The sequence below is a fragment of the Pectobacterium araliae genome (genome assembly GCF_037076465.1).
Taxonomy (GTDB): domain Bacteria; phylum Pseudomonadota; class Gammaproteobacteria; order Enterobacterales; family Enterobacteriaceae; genus Pectobacterium; species Pectobacterium araliae.
This window is the reverse complement of record NZ_AP028908.1, coordinates 1,407,043-1,424,611: the sequence shown is the minus strand read 5'-3', so window position 1 is coordinate 1,424,611 and position 17,569 is coordinate 1,407,043. Positions and strand designations below refer to the sequence as shown.

15 protein-coding genes and 1 tRNA gene are annotated in these 17,569 nt (G+C 52.9%); 10 read left to right on the top strand and 6 right to left on the bottom strand.

The features are described 5' to 3' along the window. Positions 1 to 172: 172 nt before the first annotated feature. A tRNA-Ser gene (locus tag AACH44_RS06385) sits at positions 173 to 260 on the bottom strand. Positions 261 to 531: 271 nt separating this feature from the next. On the opposite strand from AACH44_RS06385, the gene AACH44_RS06380 reads away from it, so the two are divergent. After that, positions 532 to 1,353 carry a pyridoxal phosphatase gene (locus AACH44_RS06380; RefSeq protein ID WP_261848901.1) on the top strand — a complete coding sequence of 274 codons (822 nt, stop codon included), beginning with the start codon at positions 532 to 534 and terminating at the stop codon, positions 1,351 to 1,353. A 68-nt stretch (positions 1,354 to 1,421) separates the two neighbouring features. Here AACH44_RS06380 and glk read toward each other — a convergent pair whose 3' ends face one another. The 5 genes from glk to AACH44_RS06355 form a co-directional block, all read right to left on the bottom strand. Next, positions 1,422 to 2,387 carry a glucokinase gene (gene glk / locus AACH44_RS06375; RefSeq protein ID WP_261848900.1) on the bottom strand — a complete coding sequence of 322 codons (966 nt, stop codon included), beginning with the start codon at positions 2,385 to 2,387 and terminating at the stop codon, positions 1,422 to 1,424. 362 nt (positions 2,388 to 2,749) lie between these two features. Further along, positions 2,750 to 3,808 (bottom strand): molybdenum ABC transporter ATP-binding protein ModC, encoded by a 1,059-nt coding sequence (gene modC, locus AACH44_RS06370; protein ID WP_261848899.1) that lies wholly within the window; start codon positions 3,806 to 3,808, stop codon positions 2,750 to 2,752. Then, on the bottom strand, positions 3,808 to 4,497 hold the full coding sequence (gene modB, locus AACH44_RS06365) for a molybdate ABC transporter permease subunit (protein WP_261848898.1): 690 nt from the start codon (positions 4,495 to 4,497) through the stop codon (positions 3,808 to 3,810). The genes modC and modB overlap by 1 nt, the downstream gene beginning before the upstream one ends. Then, complete coding sequence (gene modA, locus AACH44_RS06360; RefSeq protein ID WP_261848897.1) at positions 4,497 to 5,267, bottom strand: molybdate ABC transporter substrate-binding protein; 771 nt, start codon at positions 5,265 to 5,267, stop codon at positions 4,497 to 4,499. The genes modB and modA overlap by 1 nt, the downstream gene beginning before the upstream one ends. Positions 5,268 to 5,413: 146 nt before the next feature. Further along, a complete protein-coding gene (locus tag AACH44_RS06355; protein ID WP_010285329.1) occupies positions 5,414 to 5,569 on the bottom strand; it encodes an AcrZ family multidrug efflux pump-associated protein in 156 nt (51 codons plus the stop codon). Positions 5,570 to 5,765: 196 nt separating this feature from the next. On the opposite strand from AACH44_RS06355, the gene modE reads away from it, so the two are divergent. The 9 genes from modE to AACH44_RS06310 all read left to right on the top strand — a co-directional run bounded on the left by modE (position 5,766) and on the right by AACH44_RS06310 (position 17,521). Next, positions 5,766 to 6,557, top strand: coding sequence for a molybdenum-dependent transcriptional regulator (gene modE / locus AACH44_RS06350; protein WP_261848896.1), 792 nt, complete (start codon positions 5,766 to 5,768; stop codon positions 6,555 to 6,557). A 40-nt stretch (positions 6,558 to 6,597) separates the two neighbouring features. Beyond that, positions 6,598 to 8,073: a molybdate ABC transporter ATP-binding protein ModF gene (gene modF, locus AACH44_RS06345; protein WP_261848895.1), complete on the top strand. Its 1,476-nt coding sequence runs from the start codon at positions 6,598 to 6,600 to the stop codon at positions 8,071 to 8,073. 198 nt (positions 8,074 to 8,271) lie between these two features. Beyond that, positions 8,272 to 9,291: a UDP-glucose 4-epimerase GalE gene (galE, locus tag AACH44_RS06340; RefSeq protein WP_261848894.1), complete on the top strand. Its 1,020-nt coding sequence runs from the start codon at positions 8,272 to 8,274 to the stop codon at positions 9,289 to 9,291. Positions 9,292 to 9,534: 243 nt separating this feature from the next. Then, positions 9,535 to 10,581 (top strand): galactose-1-epimerase, encoded by a 1,047-nt coding sequence (gene galM, locus AACH44_RS06335; protein ID WP_261848893.1) that lies wholly within the window; start codon positions 9,535 to 9,537, stop codon positions 10,579 to 10,581. A gap of 151 nt (positions 10,582 to 10,732) precedes the next feature. Beyond that, positions 10,733 to 11,188: a hypothetical protein gene (locus AACH44_RS06330; protein WP_261848892.1), complete on the top strand. Its 456-nt coding sequence runs from the start codon at positions 10,733 to 10,735 to the stop codon at positions 11,186 to 11,188. A 74-nt stretch (positions 11,189 to 11,262) separates the two neighbouring features. Then, positions 11,263 to 11,616 (top strand): copper-binding protein, encoded by a 354-nt coding sequence (locus tag AACH44_RS06325; RefSeq protein ID WP_261848891.1) that lies wholly within the window; start codon positions 11,263 to 11,265, stop codon positions 11,614 to 11,616. A gap of 12 nt (positions 11,617 to 11,628) precedes the next feature. After that, positions 11,629 to 12,888, top strand: coding sequence for a TolC family protein (locus AACH44_RS06320; protein ID WP_261848890.1), 1,260 nt, complete (start codon positions 11,629 to 11,631; stop codon positions 12,886 to 12,888). Next, positions 12,885 to 14,387, top strand: coding sequence for an efflux RND transporter periplasmic adaptor subunit (locus tag AACH44_RS06315; protein ID WP_261848889.1), 1,503 nt, complete (start codon positions 12,885 to 12,887; stop codon positions 14,385 to 14,387). The genes AACH44_RS06320 and AACH44_RS06315 overlap by 4 nt, the downstream gene beginning before the upstream one ends. Further along, complete coding sequence (locus AACH44_RS06310; protein ID WP_261848888.1) at positions 14,384 to 17,521, top strand: efflux RND transporter permease subunit; 3,138 nt, start codon at positions 14,384 to 14,386, stop codon at positions 17,519 to 17,521. Before AACH44_RS06315 ends, AACH44_RS06310 begins: the two co-directional genes overlap by 4 nt. Positions 17,522 to 17,569 lie beyond the last annotated feature (48 nt).

Genomic DNA, 17,569 nt, shown 5'->3' with positions numbered 1-17,569 from the left:
CGGAGACACCGCAAGGCTACTATTGATTTAAACAATGGCTGATTTAAGTAATGATTGATTTAGCTAACGGGCGCTGACAATGCAATAACAGATGAGTGATGAAAAGTGACAGTACAGAACATCAAGGAAAGATAGAGAATAACGAGAAAATACACAGGGGAAGTATCGAAAGTGGCGGAGGAGTAGAGATTCGAACTCTAGAACACTTTCGCGTCGCCGGTTTTCAAGACCGGTGCCTTCAACCACTCGGCCACTCCTCCGCAATGACGCGCACTATAAACAGTACGCCGCGCGTTGTAAAGCGACGTTGTGGTCAATTGCTTAAAAAATAGGTGATAACCCGTTGAAAGAATAGAAAATAGACAAAGGCATTGCCAAACCGTCCATTTATCCTTATTTCTCCCCGCTGCGTCGGCGCTTCCCCACCAAATAGTATGAGACACATTTATCCTATTGTTGTCTGTCTATTTTTCGCCGCGTCCTTTATCGTAAGACCCATTCGATACCTACATTTTTATTTGCGAGACAACGATGACCTACCGAGTAATTGCGCTTGATCTTGATGGTACCCTGCTGAATCAACAGAAAAAAATCCTCCCCGAATCTCTTAGTGCGCTCGCGCTCGCCCGTCAACAAGGCATAAAAGTGATGATCGTCACGGGACGCCACCACTCAGCAATCCACCCTTTTTATCAGGGATTGCAGTTGGATACGCCTGCGATCTGCTGTAACGGCACCTATGTCTATGATTACCAGCAGGGCCGAGCATCACATACCAATCCACTCTCTGTCGAACAGGCAAAAAATGTCGTCTCGCTGCTAGAGGAATTTGATATTCATGGGCTGATGTATGCCGATGACGATATGTATTATCAGTATTCTACGGGGCATGTGGTTCGCACGCTGGCATGGGCTTCTACGTTGCCGGAACAGCAGCGTCCTCGTTTCGCGCAGGTGGAAAGTTTGGTGCGCCAGACGGAAGCGTCCCAGGCCATCTGGAAATTTGCGACCACGCATACCGATATCCCCACGCTGAACCATTTCGCCGCAGAAGTGGAAAAGCAGCTCGAACTGGCCTGCGAGTGGTCATGGCAGGATCAGGTTGATATCGCGCAAACCGGCAACAGCAAAGGTAAATTGCTCCAGCAATGGCTTGGCGAACAAGGCATAAGCATGAAGGACGTCGTAGCATTCGGCGATAACTTTAACGATATCAGCATGCTGGAAGGCGTTGGGTTGGGGGTTGCAATGGGCAACAGCGCCGATGAGATCAAAGCGCGAGCCGACCTGGTGATTGGCAGCAATGAAGAACCCAGCATCGCAGAGGTTATCCGCACCCGCATTCTGGCATAACCCATAATGACGCAATCAGGCAGGCAAAAGCATCACCTTTCCTGATTGCGTTCAGCTAGCAAACAGGCTTACAGCGCGCTGCCCAGTACCTGTCGCAGATAAGCCCCCGCTCCCATTAACCCTGGCTGTTCATGGGTAATCAGGTATACGGGGATATCTTGCATATAGCTTTTAAACCGCCCTTTGTCTTCAAAAGCCTCGCGAAAGCCAGAGGCTTGAAAAAACGCCAGAAAGCGCGGGACAATGCCGCCAGCAATATACACGCCGCCAAATGTGCCTAAATTTAACGCCAGATTGCCACCGAAGCGCCCCATGATGACGCAGAAAAGCGATAGCGCGCGGCGACAATCCACATCCGTATTATTGACCGCTCGTTCGGTAATATCCTTCGGTTCCAACGCTTCCGGTGTGCGATCGTCAGACAGCACAACAGCGCGGTAAATATTCGCCAGCCCCTGCCCGGACAGCAAGCGCTCCGCAGAAACATGCCCTAATGATTGACGCAAAATGGCTAGAATCTTGTCTTCTTCATCGCTATTGGCCGCGAAATCGACATGTCCGCCTTCACCTGGCAGACTAGTCCATTGATTGGCGACATGAACCAGGTGAGCAACCCCCAGCCCAGTGCCTGCACCATAAACGGCAACGGGCTTACCCGGCACAGGTTCCCCGCCACCGAACTGGAGCAAACTCTCACGTCCCAGTACCGGAACCGCCATGGAAACCGCGGTAAAATCGTTGATGACCTCAAAGTGGCGTAAACTCAGACTCGTTTTCATTTCAGCGATAGAAAATGCCCAAGTGTGGTTCGTCATCGCCACCCAGTCACCGATAATCGGACAGGCAATAGCGATACAGGCATCCTGCACTGTGGCCTGCCGAGAATCGAGATAATCACGGATCGCCTCTTCCAGAGAAGGAAAATCTAACCCAGAATACGTTTCGATTTGCGACAATTCGCCCGTCATGGCGTCACACAGCGCCAAACGCGTATTGGTGCCACCAACATCCCCCACTAAAACAACGTGCGGCATTCTTCTTTTCCCTCAAGCAAAACAGATACCCGAACATTGCGCGAAAACAGCCCGTTACGCGATGGCTATCTCACTTTCTAGCGATAAAGATCTCATTCGCGCCATTCAATGATTTACAGCCCAAATCAGCAAACATGCGGTGACATTGTCGCCACAACATGTTGGTCACCCTGATAATAATAGGGAAGAAAGCGATTGTTAAAAAGCCATTATCGGGAAGGTGTTCGATTAATCACCGCAGCACACAGCGATGATTAATCGAACCTGACAGCCTGCGTCCATAAACCACAAATTAATACAAGAAGGCCACTACTTATTATCGACTTACTCACTGCAACAGAGGAAAGCCGCATTGATGTCCATTACGCCGTAATCGACACGCTCTTAATCTGCGCGTAGAGCGTTTGCCCTGGATGAAGCGCGAGATCGTCCCGTGCCCACGGCGTGATACGGGACCACAACGTTTGCTGGCCAATCGCAAGCTTCACTTCAACCTGTTCGTCGACATCAATACACTCCATCACTCTCGCAGACAGTACATTACGAATACTGCTTTTTTCCGGTGGCTGTAGCACCAGAGAGACATCGGCAGCATTCACGCGAATGCGCAATGCGGCGTCCCGCGGCAACTCGACTTTCCCGACCCACACCTGCTGATCGCCTAACGCCAATGCCGTCATGGCGTAATGCTCATGCTGAGCCAACACGTGCGCGCTAAGAATACTGCTCTGCTCATCTTTCGGTAACCAAGGACGTAGCGCGCTACTAGCCCACACCTCATCCAGCAGACCCTGCGCTTTCACTTTGCCTTTATCAAGCACTACAACATGATCAGCTAACCGGACAATCTCTTCCAGACTGTGGCTGACATACAGAATCGGAATATTGACCTCTTTCGCCAACCGTTCCAAATACGGCAAAAGTTCACGCTTTCTCGGCAAATCCAGCGACGCCAGTGGTTCATCCATGAGCAACAGTTCCGGCGCCGTCAGCAAGGCCCGACCTATTGCAACCCGCTGCTTTTCGCCACCAGACAACGTCAAAGGATAGCGATTCAGTAAATGTTCGATACCCAGCAACTTGACGATATCATCGAACTGCGATGCCATTTTTTCAGCCATACCATAGCGCAAATTGCCACGCACGCGATAATGCGGAAACAGGCGAGCATCCTGAAACACATAGCCGATATGCCGTTTTTCTGGCGGAAGAAAAACACGCTGCTGCGTATCCACCAGCACATGGTTATTAAGCACAATACGACCACTATCGGGCCGAGTCAGGCCGACAACAGCGTTGATCAATGACGTTTTTCCTGCGCCAGACACGCCGAAAATAGCGGTAATACCGTTCGCGGGCAGTTCAGACTGAACGTGGAGTTCGAGGCTACCCAGTTGTTGATGAAAATTGAGTTGCAGCATTATCCCCCCAACCGCTTGCGGCTCCAGTTTGTTAGCCATTCCGATGCTAACAGCGCAGCCAGCGACAAGACGATGGCAATAATACATAGCCTTGCAGCATCCGCCTCCGCGCCCGGCGTTTCAATCAAGGTATACATCGCTAGTGGTATGGTTCGGGTTTCGCCGGGAATATTAGAAACAAACGTAATCGTTGCGCCAAACTCCCCCAGAGAACGAGCAAATGCCAATACGGTTCCAACAACGATTCCGGGAAAAGAGAGGGGCAAAGTGATGGTGAAAAACACGCGCCAGGGCGTGGCACCTAACGTTCGGGCGGCTTGCTCCAGATGCGTATCGACAGCATCAAGCGAGAGACGAATCGCTCTGACCATGAGCGGAAATGCGACAATCGCCGACGCTAATGCGGCACCGCGCCAGCTAAAACTAAAGCTGAAGCCGAACCAGTCATAGAGCCAGGAACCGATTACGCCGCGTCTTCCCATCGCCACCAGCAGCAGATAACCAATAACCACTGGCGGTAACACCAGTGGTAAATGGATAATGCTATCCAGCAGTGATTTGCCGGGGAACCGACAGCGCACCAAAATCCACGCCATCAGTATCCCAAACGGCAAGCTGCATGCCACAGCCACAATGGAAACTTTGAGGCTCAGTTCAACCGCCTGCCATTCGTAATCACTCAGCATCATTAACGCGGCGTGAAGCCATAACGTTTAAACACGACTGCTGCTTCTGGTGTTTTCAGGTAGTCATAAAAACCGGTAACCGCAGCGTTTTTATGCTCTTTTACTATCGCCATCGGATATTCGACAGGTTTGTGGCTCGCAGCAGGGAAGGTACCGATAACCTTAACTTTGTCGCTGGCAACCGCATCAGAACCGTAAACGATGCCCAGCGGGGCTTCTTCACGTTCCACCAGCGCCATCGCGGCACGCACGTTATTAGCTCGCGCCATCAGCGGGGAGAGATCATCCCAGGCTTTCAGATTCTGTAAGGCCTCTTTAGCATAGATTCCAGCAGGCACATGATCGGGGTCACCAACGGCCAGACGTCCGTCTTTCAGCAGGTTTTTCCAGTTGGTTTTATCGTCAATTTTAATGTCTTTCTGCGCACTCGCCTTCGGCGCAATTACCACCAACTCATTGCCCAGCAGCGTGTGACGCGTCGCGGTATCCATCAGGTTTTTATCCTGCGCGTAGTCCATCCACTGTTGGTCAGCGGAGATGAAAAGATCGGCAGGTGCACCTTGCTCAATCTGACGAGCCAGCGTTGAGGATGAGGCATAAGACGCGACGACAGCGACGTTTTTCTCTTTTTGATATTGCGTAGCGATCTCCTGCAACGCATTGGTTAGTGATGCGGCGGCGAACACCGTGACTTTATCTTCTGCTGCCGCGGGCAACGCCATTCCTGCACTGAGGGTTAGTGCGGCAAACCATTTTAACCATTGCTGCTTCATTCTTGTCTCCTGACAATTATCGTTGTGTAAATAATGATATAACGAATAATGAAGCAGTGTCATGCGCTTTAAAGAGGTATATGTGGAGAGGTAGATAAAGAAATGTCCGGCAAACGCCGGACATTAAAATAGGAAAGGATCGTGAATCAGTGCTGATTCTTTGCGCGCTGACCGTCGGAATGACCGATGCGAGACAACACGTTAAACACTTCGCCCAGGCAATAAATTGCACCCATGATAACCACCATCATCACAGGAACCATGGCAACTGCAAACAGCAGGCTCTTCAATAACTCCAACATGCTTACCTCACTTATTGCAACGGTTACCGTTACTTTAGCCAGCCGAGCGTGCTAATTCACTGTAAACCGAGATCGTCGTAATTATTATATAGTTTACCGCAGTAATAGAAAATAGTGCGTCTATTTGTGCGATTTGCCCCTGATGAAAAAAATAGCGACAATACAGCGAATTAAATTCTCTAATGGTGATCCCACTATGCAGGCTGAAATTCTCCTCACCCTGAAACTCCAACAGCGTTTATTCGCCGACCCGAGGCGTATTGAATTGCTCAAGCAAATTCGTCATACCGGTTCAATCAGTCAGGGCGCTAAACTGGCGGGGATCAGCTACAAAAGCGCCTGGGATGCCATCAATGAGATGAACCAACTGGCCGAGCAAACTATCGTTGAGCGTATGACCGGCGGTAAAGGCGGCGGCGGTGCGCAACTCACCCGCTACGGTGAACGCCTTCTTCAACTGTACGATTTGCTCGCACAGATTCAGCAAAAAGCCTTTGATGTCTTGCAGGAAGACGGACTGCCGTTGGATAGCCTGCTGGCAGCCATCGCGCGTTTCTCGCTGCAAACCAGCGCACGTAACCAGTTTTTTGGAACCGTGCTCGCACGCAGCGAAGAACAGGTACAACAACATCTGGATATTTTACTCGCCGATGGTAAAACAACGATCAGTGCACTGATTACGCAGCAAAGCGCCGAACGTCTGCAATTACAGAAAGGGAAAGAGGTACTGGCACTGATTAAAGCACCGTGGATCGACGTATACGCAACCACATCCAACGCCCCCGCAGCCGATAACGTCTTATCAGGGCAAATTCAGGCCATTCAGCACGGTGTAGAAAACAGCGAAATTCTGATTACGCTGACCGGGGGAGAAACCCTGTGTGCCATGGTACCGAGTATCTTATTCGAACAACAAAAACTACAGCAGGGAACGGACGTGAAAGCCTGTTTTAACGCTGACCGGGTCATCATCGCCACGCTTTGTTAATACGGCTTGAGCGCTATAGGTCACTGACGAAGGAGAGAAGATGTTATTGTTGAAAATCACGCAGGGGTTATTTCGGCTCAGCGATACCCGCATGCTGCGTCTGGACGAACTGACGCTTGAACAAAACCAGTGCTGGGCCTTTGTCGGAGCCAATGGAAGTGGTAAATCAGCACTGGCGCGGGCGTTATCCGGCGAACTACCACTCTTAAGTGGTGAGCGCACAACGGGATTCCAACGCCCTGTGCGCCTATCATTTGAACAATTACAAAAACTGGTTTCCGACGAGTGGCAACGCAATAACACCGATCTGCTCAGTGAAGGCGAAGATGACACCGGCCGCACCACGGCAGAGGTCATTCAAGATAACCTCAACGATCCCGCACGTTGCCAACAGTTGGCACACCAGTTTGGCATTGCGCATTTGCTGGAGCGCCGTTTTAAGTACCTCTCTACGGGAGAAACACGCAAGGCAATGCTGTGCCAGGCGCTGATGCCTCAGCCTGACCTTCTAATCCTTGATGAGCCTTTTGACGGTCTGGATGTAGCTTCCCGTCAGCAGCTTGCCGATGAACTGCGGAAACTGGCAGGTAGCGGCTATACGCTGGTGCTCATTCTCAACCGCTTTGATGACATTCCAGACTTTATCAACCATGTTGGTGTGTTGGCAGACTGTACCTTGACCCGCCTCGGCGAGCGTGAAGCGATCCTCTCTGAAGCACTGGTGGCTCAACTGGCTTTTAGCGAGAAGCTATCGGGAAGTTCACTGCCAGAACCCGAAGATCCGCAGCGTTATATAGCACTTCCTGCTGACGAGGCGCGTATTCAGTTGCGTAAGGGGGTGGTGCAGTACAACGATCGCCCTATTCTTCATGAACTCACGTGGGAAGTCTTATCCGGGCAGCATTGGCAGATTGTGGGGCCAAATGGCGCAGGAAAATCAACGTTGCTCAGTCTGATTACCGGCGATCATCCACAAGGCTACAGCAATGACCTCACCCTGTTTGGTCGTAAACGCGGCAGCGGGGAAACCATCTGGGATATCAAACGCCACATCGGCTACGTCAGCAGCAGTTTCCATCTGGATTACCGCGTCAGCACCAGCGTGCGTAACGTTATCCTGTCCGGCTTCTTTGATTCTATCGGTATTTATCAGGCTGTCTCTGACCGTCAGCGCCACCTGACCGAACAGTGGCTTACTCTACTTGGACTTAATGGCACTGTCTCCGATACGCCATTTCAGTCGCTCTCCTGGGGTCAACAGCGCCTGACGCTGATTGCCCGCGCGTTAGTCAAACACCCCGCCCTGCTCATTCTGGACGAACCGCTACAGGGGCTCGATCCGCTCAATCGCCAACTGGTGCGCCGCTGGCTGGATATCTTGATTGGAGAAGGGGAAACACAGCTACTCTTTGTCTCTCACCATGCAGAAGACGCGCCAGAGTGCATCACACACCGGCTCACTTTCGTTCCGCACCATGACATCTATCGCTACCAGATTGATGAACTAGGTAAATAATGCTTAAAAATAGGGATGATAACGCTACCACAAAATAAAATGTAGGGCAGAAGACCAGGCTCATTTACACTATAGCCTATGCTTCACTAAGCTTATTCGTAAAAAAACCATCGATAACAGAGGCGGATTCTCGCTGTAGATCACCTTTTTCAGCATCTAGCCATGTTATTTTGCAGCATTGCGATAATAGAGGTCATTATGAACGTTCTCATCACTGGTGGTAGCGGTTACATAGGAAGTCATACTTGTGTACAGTTGTTGGCAGCCGGGCATACCCCCGTTATTCTTGATAACTTGTGCAACAGTAAGGCTAGCGTCGTAAAAACCATTACACGCTTAACCGATAAAACGCCCGTTTTTTATCAGGGAGATATTCGCGACAGCGCGCTGTTGGACGACATTTTCGCTAAACATGCCATTGATTCCGTCATCCATTTTGCTGGCTTAAAAGCCGTGGGTGAATCCGTCCGTGAGCCGCTGAGTTACTACGACAATAACATCAATGGCACGCTCGTGCTGGTTGAAGCGATGAAAAAAGCAGGTGTAAAAAACCTGATTTTTAGCTCTTCCGCCACCGTCTATGGCGATCAGCCACACACACCTTATCAAGAAAGTTTCCCGACCGGACACCCCGCTAGCCCTTATGGCCGCAGCAAGTTGATGGTCGAGCAAATTCTGCAAGATTTACAGCATGCTGAGCCGGAATGGAGTATTACGCTGTTACGCTATTTCAACCCGGTTGGCGCCCATCCATCCGGTGAAATGGGCGAAGATCCGCAGGGCGTGCCTAATAATCTGATGCCATACATCGCTCAGGTTGCTGTTGGGCGTCGCGACTCGCTGGCGATTTTCGGTAATGACTACCCGACTGTTGATGGTACGGGGGTACGGGATTACATCCACGTCGTCGATCTGGCTGACGGTCATATCGCCGCCATGAACACCCTGCAAAATCGCGCTGGCGTACATATTTACAACCTGGGCGCAGGCGTAGGCTACAGTGTATTGCAGGTCGTCGAGGCTTTTAGCCAAGCCTGTGGCAAACCGCTGGCTTACCATTTTGCCCCGCGTCGTCAGGGCGATCTGCCTGCTTATTGGGCAGATGCCGAGCGCGCAGCGAAAGATCTTAACTGGCGGGTCACGCGCTCATTGCAAGAAATGGCGCAGGATACCTGGCGCTGGCAATCCAACCACCCTAACGGGTACGAAGAAGCATAACGGCGTTTTTTCACGTCGCGTGACGGATTAGGGGAAGATAAGCAGAGCTGGTTCGGACCGTCGACAAATCCTTTTACGGAACGAAAACGGTAATAATGGGATAGAAGAGTAAAGCGTCTTTACGATCTGCACATTATTACCGCTCGGCGTACGTTGTCAGCAAGCTTCTTTCTGCTTAATTTCCCGACATTGCAAACATCGGCCAACCTTCTCTATTTCGTCGAGCCTCTACAGGAGCAAGTCATGTTGAATGAAAGTCTTAGCACGCTGGCACCAGATGGTCAGCCGTTTCAATTAACAACCTTGAAGAATCAGGCAGGGATGCGCGTGAGCCTGATGGACTGGGGTGCAACCTGGCTTTCCTGTGAGCTCCCGCTACCAGAGGGTGAGGTACGCGAAGTCCTACTCGGCTGTGCATCACCCGAGCAGTATCCGCGACAAAGCGCTTATCTCGGCGCGTCAATTGGTCGCTATGCTAACCGCATAGCCAAAGCAACATTCAGTCGAGAAACCGAAACGTTTCATCTGGTTCCGAACCAGAACGAGCACCAGTTGCACGGCGGCTCAGAAGGCTTTCATGCTCGCCGCTGGCGAATCGTCAGTCAGGATGCAACGCAGGTAACCTACCAATTGCACTCACCGGACGGCGACCAAGGATATCCAGGCCACCTTAACGTGCAGGTGACGTACGCGCTGACCGAACATAATTCGCTGGAAATCTCGTATCAGGCGACCGTAGAGAAAGCCTGCCCCGTTTGTCTAACCAACCACGCATATTTCAACCTTGATGGCGATTTGACTGACGTGCGTAAACACCAGTTGCAATTGTTTGCCGACTACTATTTGCCAGTCAATAGTGCGGGCATTCCCAACGCCGATCTGACACCGGTAAACGCGACCGGAATGGACTTCCGCCAACCAAAAACGCTGGAAGAGGATTTCCTGCACGACAGCGATCAAATAGCCGTCGGCGGCTACGACCACGCTTATTTATTGCATCGCACCTGCGGTTCCAGCGAAAGTCCTGCTGCCAATCTGTGGTCATCCGATGGTCGCGTGCTGATGAGTGTTTTCACCAGCGCCCCCGCTTTACAGCTCTATAGCGGCAACTTTCTGGCCGGAACGCCTTCGCGAGACGGTGGTCAGTATGAAAACTATGCTGGTGTCGCACTGGAAAGCGAATTCCTACCGGACAGCCCAAATCACCCAGACTGGCCGCAGCCCGACTGCTGGCTGAAACCGGGGAAAGTCTATCGCTCGGATACCACATACCAATTTCTCATCCAGTAACCGTTCGATTAAATATAATTAACTCATTGATAACATTGGCGGATAGCTATCTGCCAATTTACCAACCGGCTTTACAAAACTATGCCATTCCCCGCTTGCCCCCTTCCTGCCCAGACGCTTACACTGCCACGACACCCAAAAAGGAAATGCCATGTCCGCATCATCACGGTCTCCATTATTCATTCATCATCTGCGCCACAAAGGCAGGTGGGGATGGCTATTGGCACTGTGCTGGCTTCTCCTGAATGCCCAACTGGCTATCGCAGGTCATCAATGCGATATGTCGCTCAGCCAGATATCCCCTGCGATCCAGCATCAGGCACATCTGCAACAGGCTAACGTTCAGCCGTTATCCTCTCATACTCAGCATACGGCTACAGCGTCTTACGCTGCTGCTGACCAGCAAACGTCGCTATGCGAAAAACACTGCGTGCCGGATAGCGTGAAGCAGGACAATAGCTCGCTGGCATTATTAGCTCTGCCAGTCAGCGGTGAGTTGGTTTTAGCTGATAACCCCATCCTTCTTAATCAGGCATGCGATGCCTGGCTCTCTCCTCCCGCAGCAGGTCCTCCGGCTGAGATCCGCTTCTGTCGATTCAGAGAATAACCCAAGCAATTGATAACCCCTGCGCCAGCGGGCGCTACATCTTGTTTATCAATTATTTTATTGGGATTATTTTTATGCGTATCACTGATATGGCGCTGATTAGCGGCCTGATTTTTTCTGTTTCTTCCTTCACCTTCCCCGTGTGGGCTAACGACCATCAGCATCACGCGATGATGCCGACGACTCCCCCAGCGGCCACGACAGCCGTTTATCAAACTACCGGAATTGTTAAGCAGTGGAACGCCAACAGCGTCACGCTTTCTCACGCCCCCGTTGCCGACCTAAAATGGCCAGCGATGACCATGGCATTCACACTGCCATCAACGAGCGAAATAACGCCACTCGCTGTCAATACGCCAGTCACGTTCAGCTTTATCCAGAACGATATCGGCTATACCCTGACCGCGATTACGCCACAGCAGCCTTAACCGGAGCACATCATGAACCTATCCAAACACGACGCCACACGCGCGTGTCTGGCGATGTTGCTGTGGCTGCCTGCCGCTGTCTTTGCGGCAGATCTGAGTCTTGATCAGGCTTTACAGGCAGCGGAGCGTTATTCCGCCGATCTGTCAGCCAATCAACACCAGATTAACGCGCTACAAAACATGGCCGACTCCGCTACACAACTTCCCGATCCCAAGTTGAAATTTGGCGTCGAGAACCTGCCATTGGGCGGCAACAACGGTAGCCGACTCACACGAGAAGGGATGACGATGCAGCGTATCGGCGTCATGCAGACCTATGTCAGCAGCCGTAAACGTGATAGCAAAGCGCAGGCCATTCGGGTAGAAGCCGATGCGCTGCAAAGCAATAGCGAAAGCATTCGCGCTCGTCTGCAACGAGAGACGGCACAGGCATGGCTGGATCTGGCGCTCTCCCAGAAGGCGTTGGGCGAGGTCGCGGCGCTGGTCAACGAAAGTCAGCGGCAGATCGCGTCGCAAAAAGCGAGTGTGGCGGCAGGCAGTGAAGCCAGCAGCGTATTGGATGCCCGTCTGACGCTGGCGGCAATGCAGGACAAACTGGCCGATGCAGAACGGGATACCCGCATCGCACACGCTCGGCTGGTACAGCTTACCGGCGTTGTAGATATTAACGTGCACGGCGAGCTTCCCCGTTTTGAACGCTTGCCAGCGTCACCGGACGTGCTGAGTCACACGATTCACCAGCATCCAGAAATGCAGCAGGCACAGCGAGAGGCCGAACTGGCTCAGGCTCGCTCCGCACAGTCAGCCGTTGCTGCCATCCCCAATGTTGATGTTGAAGTCTATTACGCGAAACGCGGAGATGATTACGACGATATGGCGGGCATGATGGTGACGGTCGATTTGCCACTGTTCACATCCAAACGTCAGGATAAAGACTACGCCGCTGACGTCTCACGCAGCATGGAAGCCCGTGACAGAGTATTGCTCACCGAACGAGAACATCAGGCTCAACTTGATACGCTGATTGCTCAATATCAGGCCGCACAGTCACGCTGGCAGCGTCAAAACAACGAGATTCTCCCTCTCCAACAGCAGCGCATCAAACTGATTCAGGCTCAATACCAATCCGGCAGCAGTAATCTGTCTGCCGTATTGGATGCCCGTCGGGCGCTACTCGAAAACCGGATCGCTATTCAGGATACCGCCCGAGAAATGGCGCAATATTGGGCTGCCATTCGCTATCTGACGCCACAAGGAAACCCTACGCGATGAGCAAAATCGTCATGAAAAAATCACTGATGTTGAGTCTGGTGACGCTGGCTATTTTCAGCGCGGGTGGCGTGGGCTATCTGGTAGGTAAACAGCAAACGCCGCATTCTCCCGCTACCGCCGCACCAGAACGGTCGGTTCTCTATTGGTACGACCCGATGGTGCCGGATAAACGCTTCGACAAACCGGGGAAATCACCGTTCATGGATATGGAACTGGTTCCCCGCTATGCCGATGACATTCAGGAAGACGGCGGGGTCACCGTCAGCGCCCGCCAGCAGCAAAATCTTGGCGTTCGTATAGCCCGCGCAGAAATGCGCGAACTTGCCGACCACAGTACCAGTTATGGCACCGTCACGCTCAACGAACGCGGATTGCACACGCTGGTCGCGCCTAGCGGTGGCATTGTCGAGAAACTCACGGTCAATGCGCTACAACAGCAGGTGAAGAAAGGCGAGACGCTAGCCACGTTATGGAACCCGACCTGGGCGGCGGCGCAGCATGAATATCTGGCGGTACGGCAGTTGGGCGACAACGTTCTGACCCAATCGGCTCGTCAGCGTCTGGCGCTGCTATTCATGCCGGAAACAGTTATTCGACAGGTTGAGCGTAGCGGCAAACCACAGGACAGGATCGCGATTACCGCACCAGAAGACGGCTACGTGAATAAGTTGGAAGTGCGGCAAGGCATGCAATTAAGCCCCGCTCAGCCGTTATTCGAGCTTGCCAGCCTGAATCCGGTTTGGGTCGATGTCGATTATCCCGAGGCACAGGCGGCGCAGCTAGCAATCGGCAGCGATATCAGCGCCGCCAGCAGCGCCTGGCCGGGTAAAACCTTCCATGGCAAAATCAGCGAACTACTACCCATGTTGGATAGCACCACGCGCACGTTAAAAGCACGCGTGGTACTGGACAACCCGCAACAACAGCTCAAACCCGGCATGTACCTGACCGTGCAGCTTTCTCATTCTCAAGCACAGCCGCGTCTGGCAATCCCGCAGGAGGCACTGCTGGTCAGCGGTAGCCAAAATCGGGTTTTACTGAGCGACGGCGGCGGCCATTTCATCCCGCGTAACGTCACCGCGGGCGCATCGTTAGGCGACTGGGTGGAAATTATTGATGGACTGAAAGAAGGCGACAGCGTGGTCACCTCCGGTCAGTTCCTGATTGATTCCGAAGCCAGCCTGCGCAGCACCCTGCCGCAGTTTGATGCTGAGACATCGGCAAACCCAGCAACGCCGACGGCCCCCGTTGGCTACCAAACTCAGGGAGTGATCAGGGCGATAAACGGCAATCAGGTCACCATTGAGCATGGAGCCGTTCCGGCACTCAACTGGTCGCCAATGACGATGGACTTCACGCTGCCCTCATCAGGACTGCCACAGAGTATGGGAGTCGGCAGCACCGTCAACATCCAGTTCAATATGGATGACAGCGGGATTCATATTCTGGATTTTTTACCCACTGATAATCCACATACCCGTCACGGAGGCCACCAATGATTGCTTACGTGATTCGCTCGTCGCTTAAAAACCGCCTGCTGGTTTTACTCGCTGCGCTGTTTATGGCGGCGTGGGGGCTGCTTTCCCTACAAAAAACGCCACTGGATGCCCTGCCCGACCTGTCTGACGTTCAGGTCATCATTCGCGTTAGCTATCCGGGAAAGGCACCACAGGTGGTGGAAAATCAGGTGACCTACCCGCTGACGACCACCATGCTTTCCGTGCCGGGTGCCAAAACGGTACGGGGCTTCTCCATGTTCGGCGATGCCTACGTTTATGTTCTGTTTGAAGATGGTACCGATCCCTACTGGGCGCGATCACGCGTGCTGGAATACCTTAGCCAAGTGCAATCCAGCCTGCCTGCCGAGGCCAAAACCTCGCTCGGCCCGGATGCCACCGGCGTCGGTTGGATCTACGAATACGCATTAGTCGATCGCAGCGGCAAATACAGCCTGGCCGACCTGCGTGGTTTTCAAGACTGGCTGCTAAAATATGAGCTAAAAACCGTTCCCGATGTGGCTGAAGTCGCCAGCGTGGGCGGCATGGTCAAGCAGTATCAGATCGTCGTCGACCCCGAGCGTATGCGGACGCAGGGTATCACCCATCAGCAGATCGTCAGCGCCGTTCAGGCGGCCAATCAGGAAAATGGCGGTTCCGTGCTGGAGTTGGGTGAAGCCGAGTACATGGTTCGCACCACCGGTTACCTGAAAACCACACAAGACTTTAACCACGTGGTGATTATCACCCGCAACGGTATTCCCGTGCTGCTGCAAGATGTGGCCACACTCCGCGAAGGCCCTGAGATGCGGCGCGGTATCGCCGAGCTGAATGGTGAAGGCGAAGTAGCAGGCGGCATCATCGTTATGCGCTATGGCAAAAACGCGCTGAATACGCTGCATGCCGTCAACGCGCGGTTACAGGAGATACAAAAAAGCCTGCCCGCAGGCGTGGAGATCGTCCCAACCTACGATCGTTCGCAATTGATTGAGCACGCCATCGACACGCTGAGCTTCAAACTGCTGGAGGAGTTTGCCGTCGTCGCGGTCATTTGCGCCCTGTTCCTGTTCCACTTCCGCTCGGCGTTAGTAGCGATCATCAGCCTGCCGCTGGGGATTCTGGGGGCATTTATTATCATGCGTTATCAGGGCGTGAACGCGAACATCATGTCGCTGGGCGGTATAGCGATTGCCATCGGCGCGATGGTAGATGCCGCCATCGTAATGATAGAAAACATGCATAAAGTCATTGAACAGTGGCGGCACAAAAACCCTGGAAAGCAGCCACAGAATAACGAGTGGTGGCAGTTGGCAGAACGGGCTGCGGTGGAAGTGGGGCCCGCGCTGTTTTGCAGCCTGCTGATCATTACGCTGTCGTTTGTCCCAGTGTTCTCACTGGAGGCGCAGGAAGGCCGTATGTTTTCACCGCTGGCCTTTACCAAAACCTATGCCATGGCCGTCGCTGCCGGATTAGGGATTACGCTGGTGCCAGTGCTAATGGGGTATTTTGTACGCGGCAAGATACCAGACGAACAGGCGAATCCGATTAACCGCTGGCTGATTGCAGCCTATCACCCAGTGTTGCAAAAGGTATTGAGCTACCCAAAAACCACGCTGTTGATTTCCGGCCTGCTGCTGCTACTGACGCTGTTTCCGCTCAGCCGTCTGGGGAGCGAATTTATGCCACCGCTGGATGAAGGCGATCTGCTGTATATGCCTTCCACCCTACCCGGCATTTCCGCACGGGAAGCAAGCCGACTGCTGCAACAAACGGACCGGCTGATTAAAACCGTGCCCGAAGTTGAATCGGTTTTCGGCAAAGCAGGCCGTGCCGAAACGGCAACCGACCCCGCGCCGCTCACCATGCTGGAAAGCACCATTCGGCTGAAACCACGCGATCAGTGGCGCGAGGGCATGACCATGGACACGCTGGTTGCCGAGTTGGATCGTACCGTCAGCCTGCCGGGTATCGCCAACGTGTGGGTACCGCCGATCCGTAACCGTCTGGACATGCTGGCTACCGGTATCAAAAGTCCGGTGGGGATTAAGGTTAACGGAAACAATCTGGAGGATATCGAACGTACTGCTGCGCAAATCGAGCAGGTAGTAAAACAGGTTCCGGGCGTGACATCTGCATTGGCGGAACGGCTAGCGGGTGGGCGCTATATCGATATTGATATCGATCGTCAGCGCGCCGCACGCTATGGCGTGTCCGTCGAGGAGCTTCAGTCGGTGGTCGCTACGCTCATCGGCGGGCAAAACATCGGCGAAACCATTGAAGGCCGCCAGCGTTATCCCATCAACATCCGCTACCCGCGTGAATTACGCGATTCGCTACAAAAGCTGCGTGACCTGCCTATCGTGACGGCCAACGGCAGCAGAGTGACGCTGGCAGAGCTGGCCGAAGTTAACGTCAGCGAAGGGCCACCGATGCTGAAAAGTGAAAACAGTCGCCTGTCGGACTGGATTTATGTTGACCTACGCGGCCGCGATCTGAAATCCGCTGTTGAAGACATGCAGCAGGCCGTTGCCCAGCAGGTTACGCTGCCGGAAGGCGTTTCCCTAAGCTGGTCAGGTCAGTTTGAATATCTGGAACGCGCTACGGAGAAAATGAAAGTCGTCGTGCCCTTTACGTTGCTGATCATTTTTGTGCTGCTGTATGTCACCTTCAACCGCATCAAAGATGCGCTGCTGATTATGGCAACCTTACCCTTCGCGCTGATTGGCGGCGTCTGGCTACTCTATATCCTTGGCTATAATCTTTCTGTAGCCGGTGCGGTGGGCTTTATTGCACTAGCGGGTGTGTCAGCAGAATTCGGCGTCATCATGCTGCTGTACCTCAATCATGCAGTAGAAAAACACCGTGTGGCAGGTCAGGCGCTGTCACGCCAGCAATTGATGGATGCCATCCACGAAGGGGCGGTTCTGCGCGTACGCCCGAAAATGATGACCGTGGCAACAATTATGGCGGGGCTACTTCCCATCATGTGGGGAGGCGGTAGCGGTTCTGAAATCATGCAGCGTATCGCTGCGCCGATGATTGGCGGGATGGTCAGCGCACCGCTGCTGTCAATGCTGGTGATTCCGGCGGTTTATCTGTTGTTGCATAAGGGAGATTCCGGCTTGCTGAAACGGTAAAGCCCAAGCGTGATTTTACGCAAATAACCTGCGGATAAATCACGCTTG

Excerpts from the sequence above, each read along its gene's own strand:
- AACH44_RS06380 (WP_261848901.1), top strand. The coding sequence starts at position 532 with ATGACCTACCGAGTAATTGCGCTTGATCTTGATGGTACCCTGCTGAAT.
- glk (WP_261848900.1), bottom strand. The coding sequence starts at position 2,387 with ATGCCGCACGTTGTTTTAGTGGGGGATGTTGGTGGCACCAATACGCGT.
- modC (WP_261848899.1), bottom strand. The coding sequence starts at position 3,808 with ATGCTGCAACTCAATTTTCATCAACAACTGGGTAGCCTCGAACTCCAC.
- modB (WP_261848898.1), bottom strand. The coding sequence starts at position 4,497 with ATGATGCTGAGTGATTACGAATGGCAGGCGGTTGAACTGAGCCTCAAA.
- modA (WP_261848897.1), bottom strand. The coding sequence starts at position 5,267 with ATGAAGCAGCAATGGTTAAAATGGTTTGCCGCACTAACCCTCAGTGCA.
- AACH44_RS06355 (WP_010285329.1), bottom strand. The coding sequence starts at position 5,569 with ATGTTGGAGTTATTGAAGAGCCTGCTGTTTGCAGTTGCCATGGTTCCT.
- modE (WP_261848896.1), top strand. The coding sequence starts at position 5,766 with ATGCAGGCTGAAATTCTCCTCACCCTGAAACTCCAACAGCGTTTATTC.
- modF (WP_261848895.1), top strand. The coding sequence starts at position 6,598 with ATGTTATTGTTGAAAATCACGCAGGGGTTATTTCGGCTCAGCGATACC.
- galE (WP_261848894.1), top strand. The coding sequence starts at position 8,272 with ATGAACGTTCTCATCACTGGTGGTAGCGGTTACATAGGAAGTCATACT.
- galM (WP_261848893.1), top strand. The coding sequence starts at position 9,535 with ATGTTGAATGAAAGTCTTAGCACGCTGGCACCAGATGGTCAGCCGTTT.
- AACH44_RS06330 (WP_261848892.1), top strand. The coding sequence starts at position 10,733 with ATGTCCGCATCATCACGGTCTCCATTATTCATTCATCATCTGCGCCAC.
- AACH44_RS06325 (WP_261848891.1), top strand. The coding sequence starts at position 11,263 with ATGCGTATCACTGATATGGCGCTGATTAGCGGCCTGATTTTTTCTGTT.
- AACH44_RS06320 (WP_261848890.1), top strand. The coding sequence starts at position 11,629 with ATGAACCTATCCAAACACGACGCCACACGCGCGTGTCTGGCGATGTTG.
- AACH44_RS06315 (WP_261848889.1), top strand. The coding sequence starts at position 12,885 with ATGAGCAAAATCGTCATGAAAAAATCACTGATGTTGAGTCTGGTGACG.
- AACH44_RS06310 (WP_261848888.1), top strand. The coding sequence starts at position 14,384 with ATGATTGCTTACGTGATTCGCTCGTCGCTTAAAAACCGCCTGCTGGTT.